Genomic DNA, 19,120 nt, shown 5'->3' with positions numbered 1-19,120 from the left:
ATTGTGAACAAATGTACTTAAACCAACGAGGCAGGATAGTAGTATTCATTATAAAAACAAAAAAGCCCACTATTTGAAGTGGGCTGAATTAAGATCCAACAATAAAGCTTAATAGACTACTCAAGGTGTTAATCGATTGATGTCTCGTGGAAAAGCACTTGCCTCCCGAACGTTTGTTAATCCAAGGAGTTTGGCTGTTAAACGTTCTAGTCCAATAGCAAAACCTCCATGCGGTGGAACACCATATTTAAATGTGTTTAAATAATTTTGGAAGTTTTCCTCGTTAAGTCCTTTTTCTCTGAATGATGCTACAAGCATTTCATATTCATGAATTCGTTGGCCTCCAGATGTGATTTCTAGACCTTTAAATAAGAGGTCAAATGACTTGGTTAATCCGTTTTCCGCAGGCATTGTATACATGGGTCTATTTTCTTTCGGGTACTCTGTAATAAAGACAAACTCACTCCCCGTCGTATCTTTTATATATTTTGCAATCAGTTTTTCTCCTTCGGTATTTAGGTCACCATCTGGCATTTCTTTTTTAAAACGATTCTTTAAAATTTCTCTTGCTTCATGTAATTTTAGTTTTGGAATATCAGTAATAGTTGGAATCTCAATATTCAAAAGCTTTAACTCGTTTTCATTTTTTTCTTTTACTTTCTCAAACATATATTTTATAATTTGAGTTTCTAGCTCCATTAATTCCTCATACTCTTCAATAAAAGCCATTTCAAGATCCAGAGAGATATATTCATTTAAATGTCTTGATGAGTTGTGCTCTTCTGCACGGAAAACTGGTCCAATTTCAAATACATACTCAAGACCTGAAGCCACCATCATTTGTTTATAAAATTGAGGAGATTGTGCAAGGAATGCGTCTTTCCCAAAATAATTTAAATTAAAAACATTGGCGCCGCCCTCCGCACCTTGAGAAACAATTTTTGGTGTAAAAATTCTGATAAAATCCTTATTTGTTAGATATTCACGAAATGCCTCTTCAAGAGTTGCTTTTATTTTAAAAATTGAAGCGATTTTTTCATGACGGAGTGATAATACTCGATGATTTAAAAGGTTCTCAAGTCCTGTGTTTACTTCTTTTTTATTTACCTCAAAAGGTAGTAAATCATTTTTGTTTATCACTTTCACTGATTTTATTAGCAGTTCAACGCCAAGTACTGTGTTATTTGTTGGAACGATTTTTCCGATAACTTCTATAACACTTTCTGTTTCTATAATGACGCCAGCAAGTTTTCCTTCTAAAACACATTGCAGTTCACCAGTTCGCTCTCTTAGTACTATAAAACTGATATTTCCAAGATGTCTTATTTTTTTTACCCAACCTTGGACTTTTACCATTTCTCCCACTTTATTAATACACTCTTTGGTAAGTGTACGTTTTAGATTTGTATGCATGATTTTTCCTCCTAAATTTTTTAACTTTTTTCTTTTATCATCATCGTCATCATCCACGGACACTCACCTCCTTTAAATATAAAAAGCTCCCGCCCCTGACAATTTGTCAGGGACGAGAGCCTATCTCGCGGTACCACCCTAATTGCTGCATTCACAGCCAACTCAAAGCTTTTTAACGGTTGCAAACCGTCTATCCTTACTTTTTTCAGGATAACACTCACAGGTGTCTTTCAATCATTATTTAACACAATCTTTTCAGCTACCGATTGCTCTCTTTCGTTAAAGGGAATGACATACTTTGTCTGTTCTTCGTTTTTTTAATAATTAAAAGTCATTATACCCTTACTTTTTTTCATTTTCAATAAAATTGTTAAATTTTACTACTAGTTTTTATATTTAAAAGATTTTGGCAATAGAATTTTTTTTAGTAAACGTATTCCAGCTTCTCGAAAGAGGTCTAAAGATGGACATTATACAAAATTCGATTACTAAATTTGAAATTTTGCTTACAATATTAGCCCCAACAAGCCCCGAGATAGTCCCATAATGAGCCCCAACTGTGTGCATTATTTTGCGTTACTATGCAATGTAAAGGAAAAATGAAAAACCCCAAAAGACTGCATATAACAGGCTTTTAGGGCTTTGTAGGGTACATATTACAAAATATAAAAATTAGTCCGTGAAACATAAAGATGATAAGTAACCTAACATTAATAAAAGACCAATACCCATTGCGATGCTCATGCTTTGTACCTCCTTTAAAAAAACGACACATTATTCATAAATATTGTACAATGAATTATAGAAATATGAAACCTTTTAATGGCGAGAACGTATATAATAATAGGAGAATTACCAATTTGTACATAAAGAGTAGGTGACAATAAATGAAAACGTGGGTTAAGAAAAGTATAGTCATCATGGTTGCGTTTTTAACATTTGGTTTAATAACGCCTACACATGAGATTTGGGAAGCATTTGATCAAAATCCTTCGAACCGTGCATCCATCGGCCCTTCATCAGGGACAAGCACTGCTTTAGCTGCTGAGCATGATGACAGCAGTGACGAGCAGCTACAGATACAAGAGGAAGCGATTGATTATAATGCCTTACTGGTGGATGCAGCTAGAGAACAATCGTACATAAAATTTGGCACAAAAATTGGTCCAAAAATTAGCAATGAATTCGACAGCATCATCTTCCCTAAAATGGAGGAAGCCATTGCAATGACAGTGGCTAATCTTGATGATCAAACTGCTGCATCTTTAACCATCTCTGAAAGGCCAAGTGGTAATTACGGTGAGAAAATTTTCAATGTCATCAACAATGAAACAGGCACAGATTTAATTCGTTTCCATGTGCGCACAGAAAAAAGACCGCAGGAAGGCTACTACTACAACTTCCATTACCACAGTGTCGAGGACAACTTCATGGCACACAACAACCTTGGCGATATCTATTGGGAAAAAAACACACCACCTAAGTGGTTGTCATAATAAGTACGAAACACTCGTTTACATGACGAGTGTTTTTTTGTGAATATCTCAGCGTTTGTAAAATGTCATTGAGTTATAACTTTTAATTTTTCAGAGTGGGGGAGGTAGGGGAAAGCATGTATCCTAAAAAGTACCCCAAATTTTTCATTTTTTGATTTTCTTAGATTTATCAATTGAATTGTAGCGATAGCTGATATCAATAGCTACATTGAGCACTTTCGATTGAAGGTGCTTTCCTTCAATTTGAACAGGACTTGTGTTTATGATTGATTACCCGATATGCAAGTCCCTTTGTTATGCTTTCACAGCCTCTCCCGTAACTCCACATAGGGCTTTATAGCACCATTTAGAGAACCATATAAAAGAAAGGTGACTTTTAAAGTCACCTTTTCACTTATAGATAGCAATTTATTTATTGAATATTTGCTCATAACGGTGGAAGAATGCCACAGCGTGCGCTCTTGTTAGAGAATCATTTGGTTTAAACTCTGCATCCGTTTTAGTAGTTGTTAAATCGAAGTCACGTAGAAACTGGATGGCCTCTTTCTGAGATACTGTTTTTCCATAATGCATAGATGCTAGGATACGAGCAAAATTACCACGTGTGATGTCTTTGACTGCATATACCTGTTTAGACGCTGATATACCACCTAGCGTTGGTAGAGCGTACTTACTTGCTAGTTGATAGTTTACATCTGCACTCCATGAAGAACTAGGTTTTGTTGAAGCTAATTCATCAGACTTAAAGTAACGGAAAAGTACAGATAACATCTGATTTTCTGTTAAATTCGTGTTTGGTTTCAGTAAGTTTTCGTATTTCTTTGTTGCAGGGTTGTATACGTTTGGATAACCGCTGATAAGTCCTTTGTTTACTGCCCATTGAAAATCCTCTGCCCAGTACTGGTCTGCCTTGTAATCAGCGAACTTTGATACATCTATACTACCTACTGGAGTTGTAGGAGTTGTAGGTGTTGATGCTGAGTAGTTTAAATAACTTGATGCTACATACCCCTCTGTCCCGTCATTTCTTTTCACAGGATACCAAACAAAATGGTTTTTCTTCGTTGATACGGCTTCATATTCAAAAGGACCCGTAATGGTAACAATTTCGCCTGTACGTAAAGTACCCATAGAAGGACTATCCGTAGTAGGTCTTGTCCTAACTGTTACATTAGTTGTTGCACTAACTTTTTGATTTGCTTTAAAAAAGTACTTTGATTTTGTTAAAGGTAAATCAAAATCATAGTTCATCGCTGAAAATTTAATATTTTCCCTGCTGTTAGAGTCATATTGAAAATGTTCGCGTGTAAAAGGCAGCTCTGTTAAGTCTATTAATTCTAATCTCTCAATAATTTGGAGAATTTTTTCTTGATAGGCATTTGCATTTCTTTCCCCAGTTGCTTGGACAAATGGACTATTTACCGGCTTAGTACCGTTATAAGCCATGATAGCGAAGTACCAATGTTCCAATATATCTCTTTCCCCACTGTTGATGCTAGGCAAATCCTTCCGCTTAAACATATCATCTAGAGTCTCCACACCAGCTCGAATATTATAGACAATATCGCTTTTTAGTCTATCTTGATTGTAGTCAGCTTGATTTGTAATTTGCATAATGCCAATTCCATTATCAGCTGTCACAATCGCTTTACCATTCATATCGAAATGACGCCAATTTCCACTTTCACCTTCCGCTATTGCCTTCACAATTTCAGGAGGAACATTATAACTCAGTGCTGTTTCGGTTAACAAACAGTTCATTGTGGAATAATCAGGGTTGACCTTCGATGCCGAATCATACTTACATGTATTTGCAATATCATTAGCTAATACATTTTTATCTATATTTATAGTTAGAGAGAGGGCACCAATGACAATACCACTAATCAATGGTTTCAATATCTTTTTCATATCTGGTTATTACACTTCCTTTCATATTTTCCAAAGTTAAAAGATTCAGATATATGTTATCATAAACCCAATATTTGGGATAGGGGTAATATTCAATGTTTCTTTCATTTAACAGGGGAGAGTGATAAATGATAGCCCTAACATATGATTCGGGGAAAGGGGTGTTAGTGTAACAAAATCTGTCATTTGGAGTATATGTATCAGTAAGTCAGCCGAATCTGCTTCTACGGGTTTTTATATTCATGCAGATTATAGTAGGTGGAGTCGTGTATATGGTGACAAATTATAAAGAAGTAAAATACAACGTTGCTGGAAAATTTTTTCAACAACTTATAAAAACTATCCATAGGCTGATAGAACTTATGAAAAAATATTATATGAATACTAAAAAATAAAAAGATGCAAAAGAAGATTTGGTTAATACCCTCATCTTCTTTGGTGGAGGAACAAATATGATAAAAAGATCCATTTTGTTATTTTTAGTTACTTTCCTTCTGTTAACTGGGTGCAATGAACGAAATCAAGACAATATTTCTTTCCCTGTATTTAATTGGAATGGTCATAATTATATTGTTACTAATGAACCGATCCCAAATGATAAAATAGAAGAAAAAGTCGGAGAAATAAAAGAACAAACAACAGATTTACCTACAAAGCACGAAGAGGGTTACAGGCTGAATACCGGAACGAATATATATAAAATAAGGGCTGTGGAAATTACGAATGATATTGATAGCAATATGGCGATAGAGATAGAAGGTGAATATAGAGTAGCGAGAATAATTGTTGACATAAAATAATAGTATCTAGCTTATGCCATTTGATGCTCATTTTTGGAGAAAAAGTTACACACCTATAATATTTTGATAAATTAAAGGATTCACATACACAAAAAAACTCAAACCATTTTTGTCTGAGTTTCAGTACAAAGGGTATTGGTTAAGCGAAATATGCTGATTGATGAAATAGTTAAATGACTGGGATGGACTTAGTATTTATTAAAAGGAAAAATATCATGGGCAAACTCCTCTCTTATGTACAAACGAATATGACCTAAAAAACATAAAATATTCTAATCGAAATAATAGAAGGGAGGATACATTTGTCTAATAATCATGGATTCAATAAGCTTTGCAATGATTGCGAGGGGTGTGAAGACTGTAAAAGTTTCTCCAAGTTTAGGGTTTCTAGTTGTCCCAATGTGCCAACTCAAGAAGAACCAGTACAATTTATCCCAGCTTATGGTTCAATATATAACGTAGCTGGAGGAAATCCTACTATTAATCCAAATGTTAATTTCGACACAGTCGGACCTTCCAGTGGAACAACACCAAGTACAATTGATGATTCTATTACTGTTAATAGTCAAGGGGTATATACTGTTACGTTTACAATTGAACTAAGAGCAAGTTCAGGAGGAATATCGAATAATATTATTTTTCGCCTCACTATAAATGGGACTCCTCTTGCAACAAAACAGATTGAATATCAAACCTTTGTAACTGCTGCTAATATTGAAGTAGATTTAGTATCAAGAACAGACCAATTAGCGTTAAACCAGGGTGATGTTATACGAGTTGCCATAGTAAGTTCAACGGGACTCATAACTTATGATAATGCTGCATTGGTAGTAACAAAAGTTGCATAGGTTAAACAAATACAATGAACTATGCGATATAGTGAATTACGTTAATAAACTGTGTAAATTGATATTATTAAGTTTTATCAAAAGTATACGAAATACGCTAATCAAATTTCCATTACAAAATAAACATGTTCACTGTACGTGTATGTTGGAAACAAGTGAAAGACCACTCAATATTTAACCCCAATCTTAATAAACTTGCAAGAATTTAAAAAGCCTTAAAAATCTACACAGCACTTAATTGGTTGTCATACTAATTACGAAACACTCGTTTACATGACGAGTGTTTTTTTGTGCGAAAACACAATACTGAGAGAGGTAAGTGAAAGTATATACTCTAATAATTTTCTAAGATTGCATGGTCATAGAAGACATTTAAGAGGAAATAATTATAGCCCCTGCCTTCTGCCAGTATTTCAAAAGGCAAGGAAAATGAAGAAATCAGTCGCTTGATGGAGGAATGTGGGATTGAATTTGTCTTTTCTTGCGCTTACCCGGGAAATTTTTTTATTTCCTAAACAAACATTTGAACATTTTGTTAAAGGGAGATAGGGGGGGACTGCCAAATGAAAGTACGACTCAAATTGATATCAAACTACTATAAGAAAAATAGCTACCTGTTAAGGCAGCCATTTATTATTCCGCAACATTGCCCATAGCAATAGAAATTCGATTCCAACTGTTAATTTGATTAATCAAGATAACCAAATCGACATAAGCCTTTTCATCAAAATGCTTGCGAACACGCTCATATAATTCATCAGGAACGCGTTTTTCTGGAATATGCGTAATATGTTCCGTTAATTCTAATGCTACTTTTTCAGCATCTGAATAAAAAGTACATTCTCTCCAAGCGCTAATGCAGTATAAGCGCTGTTCAGTCTCTCCCATTTTCTTCGCATCAGCAGTGTGCATGTTGATGCAATAGGCACAGCCATTAATTTGAGAAGCTCTAATTTTAATGAGTTCACGTAGTTTTCTATCAATACCACTTGTCTTCGTGTATTTTTCCATTTCCATCATTATCTTCATAGCATCTGGTGCAATTTCATAATAATTCATACGTTGTGTCATTGTGAATCCCTCCATTATTTATTAGCTAATTCAACGGATAATTGATCCGCTTGATAAAGTGCATTTTGCAAGACATCTTCTGTATTCAATAAGGCTGTTCCTTGGACACGAAGAATATTAACATCTTCTATTCCAAGAAAGGCAAACATTGATTTAAGGTATTTGTAAGAATACTCCACTTCGGTATACCAATCGCCATTTGTATAAATTGAACCACTTGCCTGAATGAGGATCATGCTCCTTCCATCATTTAATAAGCCCACAGAACCATTTTCCGTATATTTGAATGTTTCTCGCGCAATTAGAATGTTATCCATATAATCCTTTAGCTTTGAAGGAATATTAAAATTATGCAAAGGCATTACAATTAGATATTTATTGGCACTTTTAAATTGAACTAAAATTTCATTCATGCGTTCCAAAACTTCATTTTCTTCGTGTGTTAAAGGATCTCCATTTCGTGAATGTTCCCAGCCACTTAAAACAATTTTATCTATCATCGGAACAACGTCTTCATATAGATTAATTTGCTCAATTACTTCATCATCCTGTTTATTTTCTTTGTATGTCCCTAGAAAATGATCTAATACTTGAAGGCTCAAAGATGTCTTTGACTCCACTTCAGGGTGTGCATTTATCACAAGTAGTTTACGCATAAAAATCCTCCAGTTAAATAAAGTTGTTACTAATCGTCGATTAATTTAATCGTTGATTAACTTTGTCTACAATATACACTTTTCATTTTCGTTTGTCAAACTGATTCATTTATGTATAGCTAAAATGTGTTACTATCATGGTAAGCAAAATGTTTTAAGAGGGTGGAATAATGAAATATAGTGTGATGGTTGAATATGCCCTACACAGTCTTGTTTATTTAATTGATGTACCAAAAAATGAAAGTATAGGAATAAAGGATTTATCAGAATTTCAAGGATTATCGGAGACCTATCTTTCAAAAGTTTTAGGGAAATTGTCCAAGGAAGGCATTGTTAGCTCGGTATCTGGTGTAAAAGGGGGTTATCGACTCAATAGAAAACCTGAAGATATTACATTTTGGGATGTTGTGCGAGCTGTTGAAGGTGAAGATCCGATATTTCAGTGTAAGAATATTAAAGCGAATTTTGCTTATCAAAATAAAAAACCAAAGTGTGAGTCTTGTTCAAGTCAATCGAACTGTACGATCAATAGTGTCATGCTGGAAGCGGAAGAACACATGCGAAATTATTTAAGAAGCAAAACGATAGCGTGGTTAGAAGAAGAATTACTGCGGACTCTACCAAAGGAGCAAATAGAAGAAGCAAAAAAATTTTTTAAAAAAACAAATTGATAACTTGAATCGAATCATTTTGGATGTATGTAAATTCGGTTTACCTGAATGAAAATCTAAAGCGGGAATTTTATCCTGAAGGAATTAACCAAAATGGTGAAAAACAAAAAACCGGCAAGGATGCCGGCTGCGGATGTTGAATGAAAGCTATTTTGAATTATTTTCGTTAGCAAATTTACCAGAAGCAAATTTTTTGTTTGCTTCAGCTTGTTGAATTTGTTGTCTGATTTGGTTAACATCAGTTTCATTCCCAAATTCAACGTTTGTTGACTTCATTGCATTCATAGAACCAGAAGCCTGTTGCTTTTTAGCTTCAGCTTGTTGAATTTGTTGTCTGATTTGGTTAACATCAGTTTCATTCCCAAATTCAACGTTCGTTGACTTCATTGCGTTCATAGAACCAGAAGCCTGTTGCTTTTTAGCTTCAGCTTGTTGAATTTGTTGTCTGATTTGATTAACATCAGTCTCGTTCCCGAATTCAACATTCATTGAATTCATTGCGTTTGGAGCTGCATTAGGAATTTTTGAGTTGAAATTTTGGTTGTTGTTATTATTCGCCATTAAATATCACCTCCTGAAAAGTAGTGTGTGCAGAAGGTTTTTTACTATCCATACATTTTAGAAAAACCTAACCGATTTGGACTGGCACTACAGAGTGAGGAACTCTAGTATCAAATTTGCATAGTTTAAGAAATCTAGTTTTCCTAGTATAATTGTAGTTAGTTCGTTATTGTGTTTAGAGATTGGAGAAATGTATGAAAGATCGTAAACAAATCGTTATCGAATCAACATTACAATTATTTACTGAAAAAGGGTATCAGCATACATCGGTTCAGGATATTTTAGATAAGGCAAATATTTCGAAAGGTACATTTTATAATTATTTTTCATCTAAAAACGAATGCCTGAAAGCCGTATTAGAGCAAAATCGTCAAGAGCGAAATGTTTTAAAAGAGGAAATTTTAGTTGGTAAGAAAAAAGATGATGTAGACGTTTTAATTGAACAATTAATCGCCACATTAAAAATTAAAGAAAAATATAATTTAATGCCTTTATTTCGAGAAATCTCCTTTTTGCATGATGAAGAGCTGCAAGAAATTCTTGCGGAACATCGCTTTCATGAAATCACCTGGTTAAAAAACAGATTCTATGATATTTATGGAGAAGAAGGAAAGCACTATTATTATGAGTGTGCGGTCGTCTTTTTTGGCACCTTCCAATATTTATCTTTTTATTGGAATTTGGCTACTAATATGACGATAGATCTAAAAAAAGTGGTTACTCGGTCATTGAAATATGTAGAAAGTTTTCTGCCAGAAATGATTAAGAGTGGAGAAATTCTATTAGAGCCACAGGAAATGTTTTTATTAGAAAAGGATCTAGCCTATAAGTCCATTACTAGTAAAGAAATACAAGAGAAATTAGAGAAATTTTGTAAAAAAATCTCGACAATCGAACTTCCACAAAAATCACTCGAACTCTCTAGCTTACTTTTGGATGAAATGAAGAGAGAAACACCCCGCATGAGTGTTTTAGAGATCATGCTACAGCCATTTCGTGCTTCTTTCGCTGAAACGATTTATAAATATGAAGCTGAAGAAATAGCCAACCTTTTCTGGCTCTTTATGAAGATGAAAAACAGCAAGTCATAAATGAATGATTGAATAACTAGACCAGCTTTTTAGCATAAAGTTGGTTTTTTCTTTTGTATTCGCTGGCTATTAATACTAGTGAGGGCATTAAGTTTTTTCACTCTTTTGTCAGTGAATATAAAGCGGAAATAATAAAAGTATACATTTCCCACCAATTATACTTTGTTCTATAATTCCTACCCAATTCATGTTGAAACCGTATTAAGACACAACAAGTAAGCTCACCATAGACGACAATACATTCTCGGTTTAAGTGAATTACTAATTCAGGAAGTGTTGTAATAATTTTACAGATTGTGGAGGTGGAGAGGTGGTGAAGGAAATAAGAGAACTATGGATGATTACATTTAAAATATTTTTAGAATTAATAAGAATTATTATCCTTTTTTCCATTATTGGATGCGTGATGTGGGGAGGCGCTAGGCTTATTTATACCTCTTTTGGAATAAATGTTGATGGTTCATACGCTGGGTGGCTGGGGGGAATCGCCATATATAGTTTATTGTTTGTCCTCTATCGTAATAAACTGCAGTTTTCGGGATTTTATAATGGTCCATATCGCCAAAAATTATCCCCTACAACCACTACCATTTTTATTACGATTTCCGTTTTTTTATTAATACTGCCACTTTTTTGGCGTCCTCATTTTTAATATAGTTTCATTTGATACATAAAAAAGAATGAAAAGAGGGTTACTACTGTGAAAGAATGGAAGGATAGGGCAGAAGTATCTTTTGTCACGGATATTTCCCGATTCGATTACCTGAGACAGCAAATTCAAGAAGTGGCTGAAAAATTCAGTTTCAATCATCAGCAACTTGCGAAAATATTTGATTTACCAATGAATGAGCTGGATAGTTTATTGAATAACAAGGGCAGCATCACGACGGAGCAGCTAGATAAGATTGAACGAAAAATAGTTATGTTATGTGTTGGCTTTGAAGGCTTTGATGCAAGGGAAAGAGCCGCATTGCTTTTGAATGACCTCATTAAGGATTACATGTTTTCAACGGCTAGTGTCGCGAAAATGATTCATGTCGAGGAAAAGGACTTAATCGATTTTAGACAAGAGATATCGATCGATAAGAACGTAGAATTGAAAATTTGCGTGAATAGTATCATGCTTCATTTTGTATTACATGACTAATGACAAGCCATGGTATTTTGGACTAAATCATTCACGAAGGATGAATAAAAAATCTTCTCTTCTTCGCTGACATTCTTCATCACTTCCACGATTTCCTTCATACATAGTAATGATGAGAACCACACACATTAACCTCAAAAAGTATGGGGGTTCCAAAATGAAAAGTGCCAATAAAGTGTATGTGCTTTTATTTATCGTAGTTTTCTCATTTTCTTCAACCGTATATGCAGAAGAAAATAAGGAAGGTATTCTTGTGTACCATGTGAAATATGATTATGAAGCTATAAGTAAATTTTTGGGCATGACCGTGCAGGAATACGACCAAGAGTGGAGGAAAGGTCTTTCGATTGCAGAGATGGCGGAGAAAAAAGGAATTGCTAGAAGAGATGTAGAAGGCTATTTTTATCAATTTCATTATGAAGAAATGCAAAAATGGCGAAAAAAGGGTGTCATGTCGGAGAAACACTATTTCCATCTTGTGTACGGATTAGCCGATGAAATAGAGGAATTTATTGATCGTAATCCCAACCGATAACTTTTTCTAAACCCGAAAAGTTAATCTTTTAAAGTTAAAAGGCAGAAATGTTGTTTGCACAACATTTCTGCCTTCGTTCATTTATTTTTGTGTAATACGCTCGAAAAACTCCAGTGTTCTGTTCATATCCGTAACATGTTCATTGCATGTTTGACTATCTGCACAAATGTAATTACTGTGGTTGGTAAACGTGCCAACCACCTGTCCTTTAATGGACGTAGTAAATAAGCCTACATCTGAATGGCGATTACAGATAGCGCAAATGCCGCGAACCGTGTTATTGGCAAATATCCCTTTGATCCCTTTTAGCTGCCCATTTTGCTCAAGGACAACATACTTTCGATGTGTGCCAGCATCATCCCAAGCAAGATAACAAATTTGCTGAAAATCGAGTGCTTCTAGATTTGGTAGCTTGAGCTTCTTTTCTTTTTTAAATAAGGCTTTAAGCGTACTAGCGGTCACCGGCTTGAACGGGATGACATATGGTTTTAATTGCTCTAAAAATGCATCACCTTGTGCACGATCTGTGACAGCAAAAAGCTGGTCAATCAGCATTGTTTCTGCTGCTGATAATGCTAATTTTGTCGTTACCTCCGTATCAACAAGGCCACGTACTGCTAGGATAACGTTTTTATCCTTTGTTGTTGTCAGTGCATGTAAAATTTTATTTAATTGCTGTTCTAGTAAATGATAGTTGGCAACCGTTAAAAACGGCTGAATTGTTTGTTGTTCCATTTGAAATCTCTCCTGTTTATTAGGCTATTTGATTACTTTTTGGCCTAAAGAGATCATTCAATTTCTGTTAGTTTATAACTTAATCTTGACCTCTTTGACCTAAAGAAGTCGTTCTAGAGCATGCATTACAAGTGAATGCGATCATTTAGATCCCTCCTTTAAAGAAAACGTTGATTTATATGGGTTTTACATGAGGTTTTATAATAGGTTGAATTAAACAGGCGACCAATTTACATTAATTTGTTAAAAATTATAAGTGTCTATAGATATAGTAACATGTGATTGCCCTAATTGCTCTTGAATTGTTTTGAAATTACTCCCTTTACAATGGGATAAGATGCAAAGGTTCATGCAAATTTATTAGACGAAATTGTTTGTCTATAATCAACATTTCCATCTTCATTATATGTAGGACACAATTTATTTTTCTTTTGATAGGCTAATTTTTGTAATCTTGATGTATAAGAATTAGGATTGTTTAATTAATTTTAATGAACTAATTATATTTCTACCATAAAAAAGAATAAAGTAAATTAGTGTAACATTTATAAAGAAATAAAGTATATTAAAGTTAATTTGAGTAATGCCATTTTTAGTAAATAGAGCAATTGCGGATGATAACTCATTCTCACCGATGTAACTTATAAAGGGGAATGGGGCTCCAAATTTGTTAGAACCAAAAGATGCAAAGAAAATGGACATTAAGCTCATTATAATGCTAATCCATAACAATGCCTTTTTGTTTGTACCTTGCATTAAGTCATCTCCTTTTATATTTTAACTACCCAGTATTATAATATCGTAAAAAGTTGAATGTGGTAATATTTTGGTAATTTATAATAAAATATTATCCAGAATGTTTATTGTAATTTTTATACATAATGATATTATAACAGCTTATGAAAATTTGAAAATTGATAAAGCACTGTTTATTTTCTGAATTGTTGGAAAGGTAATAAATTGGTATAATGGACTGAATTGGTTAATGAAGGGGGATTTATGATGAAACAGATGACTGAACGTAAATTAATGAATGCTTGGAGAATTTATACATTGTAGGAGGCACTATGCTATTAAATAAAGAAGGTTTTGATTTATGGGCCGATGGATACGACCAAACGGTACAACACAGTGAGGAAAAGTATCAATACCCATTTGCAGGCTATAAAGCGATTTTAAATAAAATTTTCAATGAAGTGATGGCTGTTCCGGCTTCCACAGTTTTAGATATTGGCTTTGGAACAGGGATATTAACGGCGAAGCTTTATGAACAGGGGCATTCGATTTATGGCTTTGATTTTTCTGCGAACATGATTGCCATTGCCAAGGAAAAAATGCCAGAGGCTCACTTAATGGAGTGGGATTTAATGAATGGCTTGCCACAGGAGCTATTACAGCAGCCCTATGATGCGATTATTAGTACGTATGCGCTCCATCATTTTAAAGATGAGCAAAAGTCTTTGTATATCACACAATTATTACAGCACCTATCACCAACAGGGAAAATTTTAATTGGCGATGTAGCTTTCCAGACAAGAGAGCAGCTGGAGCAATGTCGTCAAGATAGCAAGGGATACTGGGACGAGGATGAATTTTACTTTGTCCATGAGGAGCTAAAGGTTGCCTTACAGGAAATTTGTGAGTTAACATTTTACCCACTATCGCATTGTGGTGGAGTCTTTGTGATTAGTCGGAAGAATATAAATGCTGATTAGTGACCCCTTATATGGGGAGTTCGAGATAGATGGTTTGTTAGAGGAATTGATTGTAAGTAAGCCAGTTCAACGCTTAAAGGAAATTCATCAGGCTGGGGCAGGCTTTCTAGTAAATAGCAAGTGGACTATTTCAAGATTTGAGCATTCTGTAGGTGTCATGCTGCTTATTAGACAGCTTGGCGGTTCATTGCAGGAGCAGGTGGCAGGCTTATTACATGATGTGTCCCATACCTCTTTTTCCCATGTGGTGGATGTGGTCCTTGAAAATGAGGCGGAAGATTACCATGAAGCGATATTCATGGATGTTATCAAACAGTCTTCAATACCTGCGATTCTTGAAAAATATGGCTACGAGGTAGAGAACATACTAGATACATCCAGATGGTCGTTACTTGAACAACCTGCTCCAGCATTGTGTGCGGATCGTATAGATTATACATTAAGAGATATGTATTTTTATGGAAATTTAGCCCTTGAAGATATCCAAAAATTTTTACAGGACTTATTCGTTTTTCAGGGGAAATTGTGTGTTAAAACGATTGAGCGTGCAGAATGGTTTGTAAAAATTTATTATCAGGAAGTGTTAGATTTTTTCTTGCACCCTTTAAATATCTATGCGACAAGTTCGTTAGCGAATGTATTAAAACTGTCGCTAGCAAAACAAATTCTAACGCTTGAAGATTTCCTAAAGACCGATCATGAGGTATTGCAGCAGATGAAGGCTTCACATGATCGAGACGTTCAAGCTCTTTTACAACAATTACATGAAAATGTAGAGGTAAGAGAAGAACAAGAGAATCATGACATTCATTTTCGCAATAAAGTGCGACTCATCGATCCAGCTATCTATCATCAACAGCGACTATGGAAGGCGAGCGAGGTATCTAACTATGTCAAAGCAATGAATGTCTCTGCTTTGGAAAGGTTTGAGCAGGGAGTTTATGTGAAAATAATCAATGAGGAGCTGTCATAGGACAGCTCCTTTCTTTAGGCAAACATGGATAAAATATATTTGCCAGAAAGCATAAATACGGCATAGACAGCGAGCGCACTCATAACGGAAATGCCTGGTTTAAACCAGCTTGTTAGGAGGAACGCGAGCACGGTAAATAACAGCATGCCAACCGCTCCAAATACTGTGTTTTGAAGAACAGCATGAAAGGTATCTTCTTTCATATTTTTCATTTGCATGCCCATATTAATGAGCGTCAATATCGGTAAGGCCGTAATAATACCTGATAAAAATAAATACTTAGATTGGCTAAGTAGTAGCGCGAGCACCATGATTGTGCCACCTACTAAAAAATAGAGAAAGTATAACATGGGATGCCCTCAATTAAATTCAGAATAGAGTAATAATACTGTAGAACGTAAGTGTTCACAAGTACCCATTGATACTATTTAGCAAGAAGCGCAGAAAGATAGATGTTTATGAAAAATAGATAGAATTTTTGAGAGGGGGTGAGTAGTAATGTCCATTCTATCCTTTATGCTTTTATATGTAGTAGGCATACCAATCTCTACGCTGCTGCATGAAATTGGGCATACATTGGGTGTTATAGTATGTTCAAAGGAACGAGTCCATGTTTATTTAGGTGCAAAACATCTTCCTGAAAACTTGCGTATAGGTCGTATACATTTCCATATTCGATGGGGATTGTTTGGCTTCTGTACCCCACAACAAGGGAGTAGCTTAACGCGCAAGCAGTCGCTAGGATTTATAGCGGGTGGTCCTATCATGACTTTAGCAGTATTACTTTTTGCCAGCTATCTAGCCCGTTATTTTGCTGCTCTTTTTTATTTGAATACTTTTCAATTTCTTGCAACAGCAGTCCCGCTAATTTATCCAAAATGGTATAAGCCTTATGCAGGTTTACCCTCAGATGGCTATTAGATGCTAAGCTTACTGAAGAAAAATATCTGAAAATAAAAACTTTAACGAGGTCGCTTTTAATATATCGTTGTATACGATATAATCGTTTTGAACGATATATTAAAGGAGTTATTACAATGATTAAAGATATAAATGATTATTTTACAACGATATTCTATCATCTACATACAACCCATGAAGATGTTATTTCCCATCAGAGTGTGCGTATTTTGCAAATGATACAAAAGGAAGAGGAAGTGACGGTGCGTGATATAGCAGGGTTACTAAATATTTCTCCTAATACGGCATCAGAGCATGTGAAAAAGCTAGAGCGTCATGGCTGGGTGATGAAGGAGCGTGCAAGTGACGACCAGCGTAAGGTCATGCTACATTTGACAGCAGAAGGGCTACAAGTGTTGAAGAAAAACTCGGAGCTAGATGATGATAAGCTACAGCATGCACTTAATCAGCTAACTGAGCAGGAACAGCAAGCCATTCTACAGGCGTTTCGACGTCTAAGTGAGGTGGCAAAATAATGTATACATTTTTTAAAATTTTGAGTTCAGCAGCCATCATTGGCGTTGTGACGGAGGTTGCACGACGGTTCCCTACCTATGGAGGCATTATTGCTGCGTTGCCCTTGGTGAGTATTTTAAGCATTATTTGGCTGACAGTGCAAAGTGAGTCGAGTGAGCATATTCAACGCTTTACGGTAGGCGTTATCGTTGGCTTGCCCGCAACGATGTGCATGCTATTTGTGATTTACATGGCGATGAAATCCTCTGTACATATTGTACTAGCTATTGGACTTGGTGTGCTATCCTGGGCTGTATTTTTAGGCATACAAAAAGCGATTGCAGGGGTTTTTCATATTTCCATTTAAGAAGGAGTTTATAAAATGACGATTATTGCCATACATCAACTACCAAAACAAACTGTAAGCGAATTTTTTCAGGAACATTGGGGTACGACAGAGATGGTCATTTCCAGTGGCATTTATGATTGTAGTGAATTAGCGGGCTTTGCTTTTATGAATGAGCAACAAATGATGATCGGTTTAATCACCTATATCATGCGGGAAGAGGACTGTGAAATCATTTCGTTAGATAGTACGGTTGAGGGGAAAGGTATTGGTTCTGCTCTTGTGAAAGCAGTAGAACAAGCAGCAATGGAGCAGGGCTGTACAAGCATATCACTTATTACAACAAACGATAATTTGCATGCATTGAAATTCTATCAAAAACGAGGCTATTGTTTAATAGAAATACTGCGTAATGCAGTGGAAAAAGCAAGAGCCTATAAGCCTTCTATCCCACTCATTGGTAATGATGGTATTCCAATACGAGATGAAATACGTTTACAAAAACAACTTGACTGTCAATAAGTCAGGTTGTTTTTGTTATACTAGTTGGGAGGAAAGAGAGGGAAAGTATGAAAAAAATACTATTTATTTTAGTACTGAGTGTGCTAGTGGTCGGGGCAATCTTTATGATTTATCTCAAGAGCAATCCACCACTTGTTATTCAAAGCTATAGCAGCAAACAAGGCAATGAAGCAATCAAAATCATCGCACTTGAAAATACAGGGCTGCGTGAAATTAAGCTAAAGCAAATACTGGTGAATGATCAGCGTCCTGATAACGCGAAGCTTATAATAAGTAAGTCAGAACCTTTTGAGGCGGAAACAAAGCTAGAGGGAAATGATCAACTATCTTTTCATAAATTAGCACAGCGAACGATCGTACCTCAAAGATACATAAATCAACAAGCTATTGGCGAGCAGCCACAGCATTATGCAGTACAAGTTCTAGCATCTAACAACCAGAAAGTAACGATACACTATGAATACTTAAAAATACCTTTTACGCTTACAGTTGAGCTTCAAGCCAACAAATAATCACTTTTTGTCTTATCCTTTATGCCTGTGTCAATTTCTAAGATTGTTTGGTGAAAAGCTCCTATCTCTCCTAGAACATGGTAATATTGTATTAACAGCAATTGTGATACTAGGAGGGACCTAATGGCATTTATCATCTTGGGTATAGTACTATTTATCTGTGTTATCACTGTGGCATTAGTGTTTATGAAAAAGCTTTTTAAAAATGATATTATGCTTGAAGTGACAGCCACTTGTGAAGGAAAAAATGAAGACAATCAAGCGATTATGAAGATATATTTTAGGTATTCCATTGGACGTCTTGCCAGAAGAAAACGAGAAATGATAGGCAGTATTGAATGGTCTGAAGGGTGGATGCCTGTCAGCTATAATTTAAAAGAACATGGCGTGTATGATGAAGAACGACTTCTGTATGCAACGAATGAGCAAACGTATTCCACCTTTGAAATCAATGCGACGAATGCGCTTGATGAGCAAGGACGTGGAGAGGGCTACGTGGTCCTTGTATTGGAAAAGCCAAATACCTCTCATATGTCCCGAGCGGGTGTTATTCTCGCTGTGACAGCCAATATGGTTACATATCAATTATCAGACTCGACTAGCTGGCCCAATGATATGCTAGCGAACTAGCTATCCAATGTATTGGATAGCTTTTTTGGTATTTACAAGTAAAAATAGGCTGTTTATGGAACCAATTGCGG

The 19,120-nt window shown here is 35.4% G+C and carries 23 protein-coding genes and 1 other annotated feature; of the genes, 16 read left to right on the top strand and 7 right to left on the bottom strand.

All coding sequences use genetic code 11. The features are described from left to right. Positions 1 to 120: 120 nt before the first annotated feature. On the bottom strand, positions 121 to 1,413 hold the full coding sequence (gene aspS, locus VK91_RS17235; protein WP_048394617.1) for an aspartate--tRNA(Asn) ligase: 1,293 nt from the start codon (positions 1,411 to 1,413) through the stop codon (positions 121 to 123). 105 nt (positions 1,414 to 1,518) lie between these two features. Beyond that, positions 1,519 to 1,732, bottom strand: a binding site (T-box leader). A gap of 568 nt (positions 1,733 to 2,300) precedes the next feature. Between aspS and VK91_RS17230 the strand changes: the two genes are divergently transcribed. Then, the gene (locus VK91_RS17230; protein WP_036080766.1) at positions 2,301 to 2,909 is read left to right on the top strand and encodes a YpjP family protein; all 609 of its coding nucleotides are present in this window, start codon (positions 2,301 to 2,303) and stop codon (positions 2,907 to 2,909) included. A gap of 408 nt (positions 2,910 to 3,317) precedes the next feature. Here the strand turns inward: VK91_RS17230 and VK91_RS17225 are convergent, their stop codons facing one another. Continuing rightward, entirely contained in the window at positions 3,318 to 4,820 is a 1,503-nt protein-coding gene (locus tag VK91_RS17225) for an SH3 domain-containing protein (protein ID WP_048394557.1), read from the bottom strand. Between the two features lie 452 nt (positions 4,821 to 5,272). On the opposite strand from VK91_RS17225, the gene VK91_RS17220 reads away from it, so the two are divergent. Together VK91_RS17220 and VK91_RS17215 are read left to right on the top strand one after the other, a co-directional pair. Next, the gene (locus VK91_RS17220; RefSeq protein WP_048394556.1) at positions 5,273 to 5,620 is read left to right on the top strand and encodes a hypothetical protein; all 348 of its coding nucleotides are present in this window, start codon (positions 5,273 to 5,275) and stop codon (positions 5,618 to 5,620) included. Between the two features lie 302 nt (positions 5,621 to 5,922). After that, positions 5,923 to 6,468: a hypothetical protein gene (locus VK91_RS17215; RefSeq protein ID WP_053075730.1), complete on the top strand. Its 546-nt coding sequence runs from the start codon at positions 5,923 to 5,925 to the stop codon at positions 6,466 to 6,468. Between the two features lie 633 nt (positions 6,469 to 7,101). Here VK91_RS17215 and VK91_RS17210 read toward each other — a convergent pair. Together VK91_RS17210 and VK91_RS17205 are read right to left on the bottom strand one after the other, a co-directional pair. Beyond that, a complete protein-coding gene (locus VK91_RS17210; RefSeq protein WP_048394554.1) occupies positions 7,102 to 7,539 on the bottom strand; it encodes a carboxymuconolactone decarboxylase family protein in 438 nt (145 codons plus the stop codon). Positions 7,540 to 7,553: 14 nt separating this feature from the next. Then, positions 7,554 to 8,195 carry an FMN-dependent NADH-azoreductase gene (locus VK91_RS17205; protein WP_048394551.1) on the bottom strand — a complete coding sequence of 214 codons (642 nt, stop codon included), beginning with the start codon at positions 8,193 to 8,195 and terminating at the stop codon, positions 7,554 to 7,556. A gap of 170 nt (positions 8,196 to 8,365) precedes the next feature. On the opposite strand from VK91_RS17205, the gene VK91_RS17200 reads away from it, so the two are divergent. After that, positions 8,366 to 8,866 (top strand): Rrf2 family transcriptional regulator, encoded by a 501-nt coding sequence (locus VK91_RS17200; protein ID WP_048394550.1) that lies wholly within the window; start codon positions 8,366 to 8,368, stop codon positions 8,864 to 8,866. 147 nt (positions 8,867 to 9,013) lie between these two features. Here VK91_RS17200 and VK91_RS17195 read toward each other — a convergent pair whose 3' ends face one another. After that, positions 9,014 to 9,427, bottom strand: a complete 414-nt coding sequence (locus VK91_RS17195) for a gamma-type small acid-soluble spore protein (protein ID WP_066036862.1) — start codon at positions 9,425 to 9,427, stop codon at positions 9,014 to 9,016. A 194-nt stretch (positions 9,428 to 9,621) separates the two neighbouring features. Here VK91_RS17195 and VK91_RS17190 point away from each other — a divergent pair, with 194 nt between their 5' ends. From VK91_RS17190 to VK91_RS17175, 4 genes are all read left to right on the top strand, one after another. After that, entirely contained in the window at positions 9,622 to 10,518 is an 897-nt protein-coding gene (locus VK91_RS17190; protein WP_048394548.1) for a TetR/AcrR family transcriptional regulator, read from the top strand. Positions 10,519 to 10,831: 313 nt separating this feature from the next. Further along, positions 10,832 to 11,170 (top strand): hypothetical protein, encoded by a 339-nt coding sequence (locus VK91_RS17185; RefSeq protein ID WP_231595711.1) that lies wholly within the window; start codon positions 10,832 to 10,834, stop codon positions 11,168 to 11,170. A gap of 48 nt (positions 11,171 to 11,218) precedes the next feature. Then, positions 11,219 to 11,665: an HTH domain-containing protein gene (locus VK91_RS17180; protein ID WP_048394546.1), complete on the top strand. Its 447-nt coding sequence runs from the start codon at positions 11,219 to 11,221 to the stop codon at positions 11,663 to 11,665. A gap of 157 nt (positions 11,666 to 11,822) precedes the next feature. Beyond that, positions 11,823 to 12,200 (top strand): hypothetical protein, encoded by a 378-nt coding sequence (locus VK91_RS17175; protein ID WP_048394545.1) that lies wholly within the window; start codon positions 11,823 to 11,825, stop codon positions 12,198 to 12,200. A gap of 81 nt (positions 12,201 to 12,281) precedes the next feature. Here VK91_RS17175 and VK91_RS17170 read toward each other — a convergent pair whose 3' ends face one another. Then, entirely contained in the window at positions 12,282 to 12,935 is a 654-nt protein-coding gene (locus VK91_RS17170; protein ID WP_048394543.1) for a FusB/FusC family EF-G-binding protein, read from the bottom strand. Between the two features lie 1,067 nt (positions 12,936 to 14,002). Between VK91_RS17170 and VK91_RS17160 the strand changes: the two genes are divergently transcribed. Together VK91_RS17160 and VK91_RS17155 are read left to right on the top strand one after the other, a co-directional pair. Further along, positions 14,003 to 14,650, top strand: a complete 648-nt coding sequence (locus VK91_RS17160; RefSeq protein WP_048394539.1) for a class I SAM-dependent methyltransferase — start codon at positions 14,003 to 14,005, stop codon at positions 14,648 to 14,650. After that, a complete protein-coding gene (locus VK91_RS17155) occupies positions 14,640 to 15,623 on the top strand; it encodes an HD domain-containing protein (protein WP_048394538.1) in 984 nt (327 codons plus the stop codon). Before VK91_RS17160 ends, VK91_RS17155 begins: the two co-directional genes overlap by 11 nt. 14 nt (positions 15,624 to 15,637) lie before the next feature. Here VK91_RS17155 and VK91_RS17150 read toward each other — a convergent pair whose 3' ends face one another. Further along, positions 15,638 to 15,934 carry a hypothetical protein gene (locus tag VK91_RS17150; RefSeq protein ID WP_082148171.1) on the bottom strand — a complete coding sequence of 99 codons (297 nt, stop codon included), beginning with the start codon at positions 15,932 to 15,934 and terminating at the stop codon, positions 15,638 to 15,640. Between the two features lie 187 nt (positions 15,935 to 16,121). Between VK91_RS17150 and VK91_RS17145 the strand changes: the two genes are divergently transcribed. The 6 genes from VK91_RS17145 (at position 16,122) to VK91_RS17120 (ending at position 19,049) form a co-directional block, all read left to right on the top strand. Then, the gene (locus VK91_RS17145; protein WP_082148170.1) at positions 16,122 to 16,544 is read left to right on the top strand and encodes a hypothetical protein; all 423 of its coding nucleotides are present in this window, start codon (positions 16,122 to 16,124) and stop codon (positions 16,542 to 16,544) included. 116 nt (positions 16,545 to 16,660) lie between these two features. Next, positions 16,661 to 17,059 (top strand): MarR family winged helix-turn-helix transcriptional regulator, encoded by a 399-nt coding sequence (locus VK91_RS17140; protein ID WP_036219134.1) that lies wholly within the window; start codon positions 16,661 to 16,663, stop codon positions 17,057 to 17,059. Continuing rightward, positions 17,059 to 17,406, top strand: coding sequence for a DUF3147 family protein (locus VK91_RS17135; RefSeq protein WP_016993931.1), 348 nt, complete (start codon positions 17,059 to 17,061; stop codon positions 17,404 to 17,406). The genes VK91_RS17140 and VK91_RS17135 overlap by 1 nt, the downstream gene beginning before the upstream one ends. A 15-nt stretch (positions 17,407 to 17,421) precedes the next feature. Beyond that, positions 17,422 to 17,907: a GNAT family N-acetyltransferase gene (locus VK91_RS17130; RefSeq protein ID WP_048394534.1), complete on the top strand. Its 486-nt coding sequence runs from the start codon at positions 17,422 to 17,424 to the stop codon at positions 17,905 to 17,907. Positions 17,908 to 17,954: 47 nt separating this feature from the next. Further along, positions 17,955 to 18,419, top strand: coding sequence for a hypothetical protein (locus tag VK91_RS17125; protein WP_048394533.1), 465 nt, complete (start codon positions 17,955 to 17,957; stop codon positions 18,417 to 18,419). 123 nt (positions 18,420 to 18,542) lie between these two features. Beyond that, a complete protein-coding gene (locus tag VK91_RS17120; protein WP_048394531.1) occupies positions 18,543 to 19,049 on the top strand; it encodes a hypothetical protein in 507 nt (168 codons plus the stop codon). Positions 19,050 to 19,120 lie beyond the last annotated feature (71 nt).

The sequence above is a fragment of the Lysinibacillus sp. LK3 genome, assembly GCF_001043675.1.
Taxonomy (GTDB): domain Bacteria; phylum Bacillota; class Bacilli; order Bacillales_A; family Planococcaceae; genus Lysinibacillus; species Lysinibacillus capsici.
The sequence above is the reverse complement of the archived record's forward strand: the minus strand, read 5'-3'. Positions and strand labels throughout refer to the sequence as shown.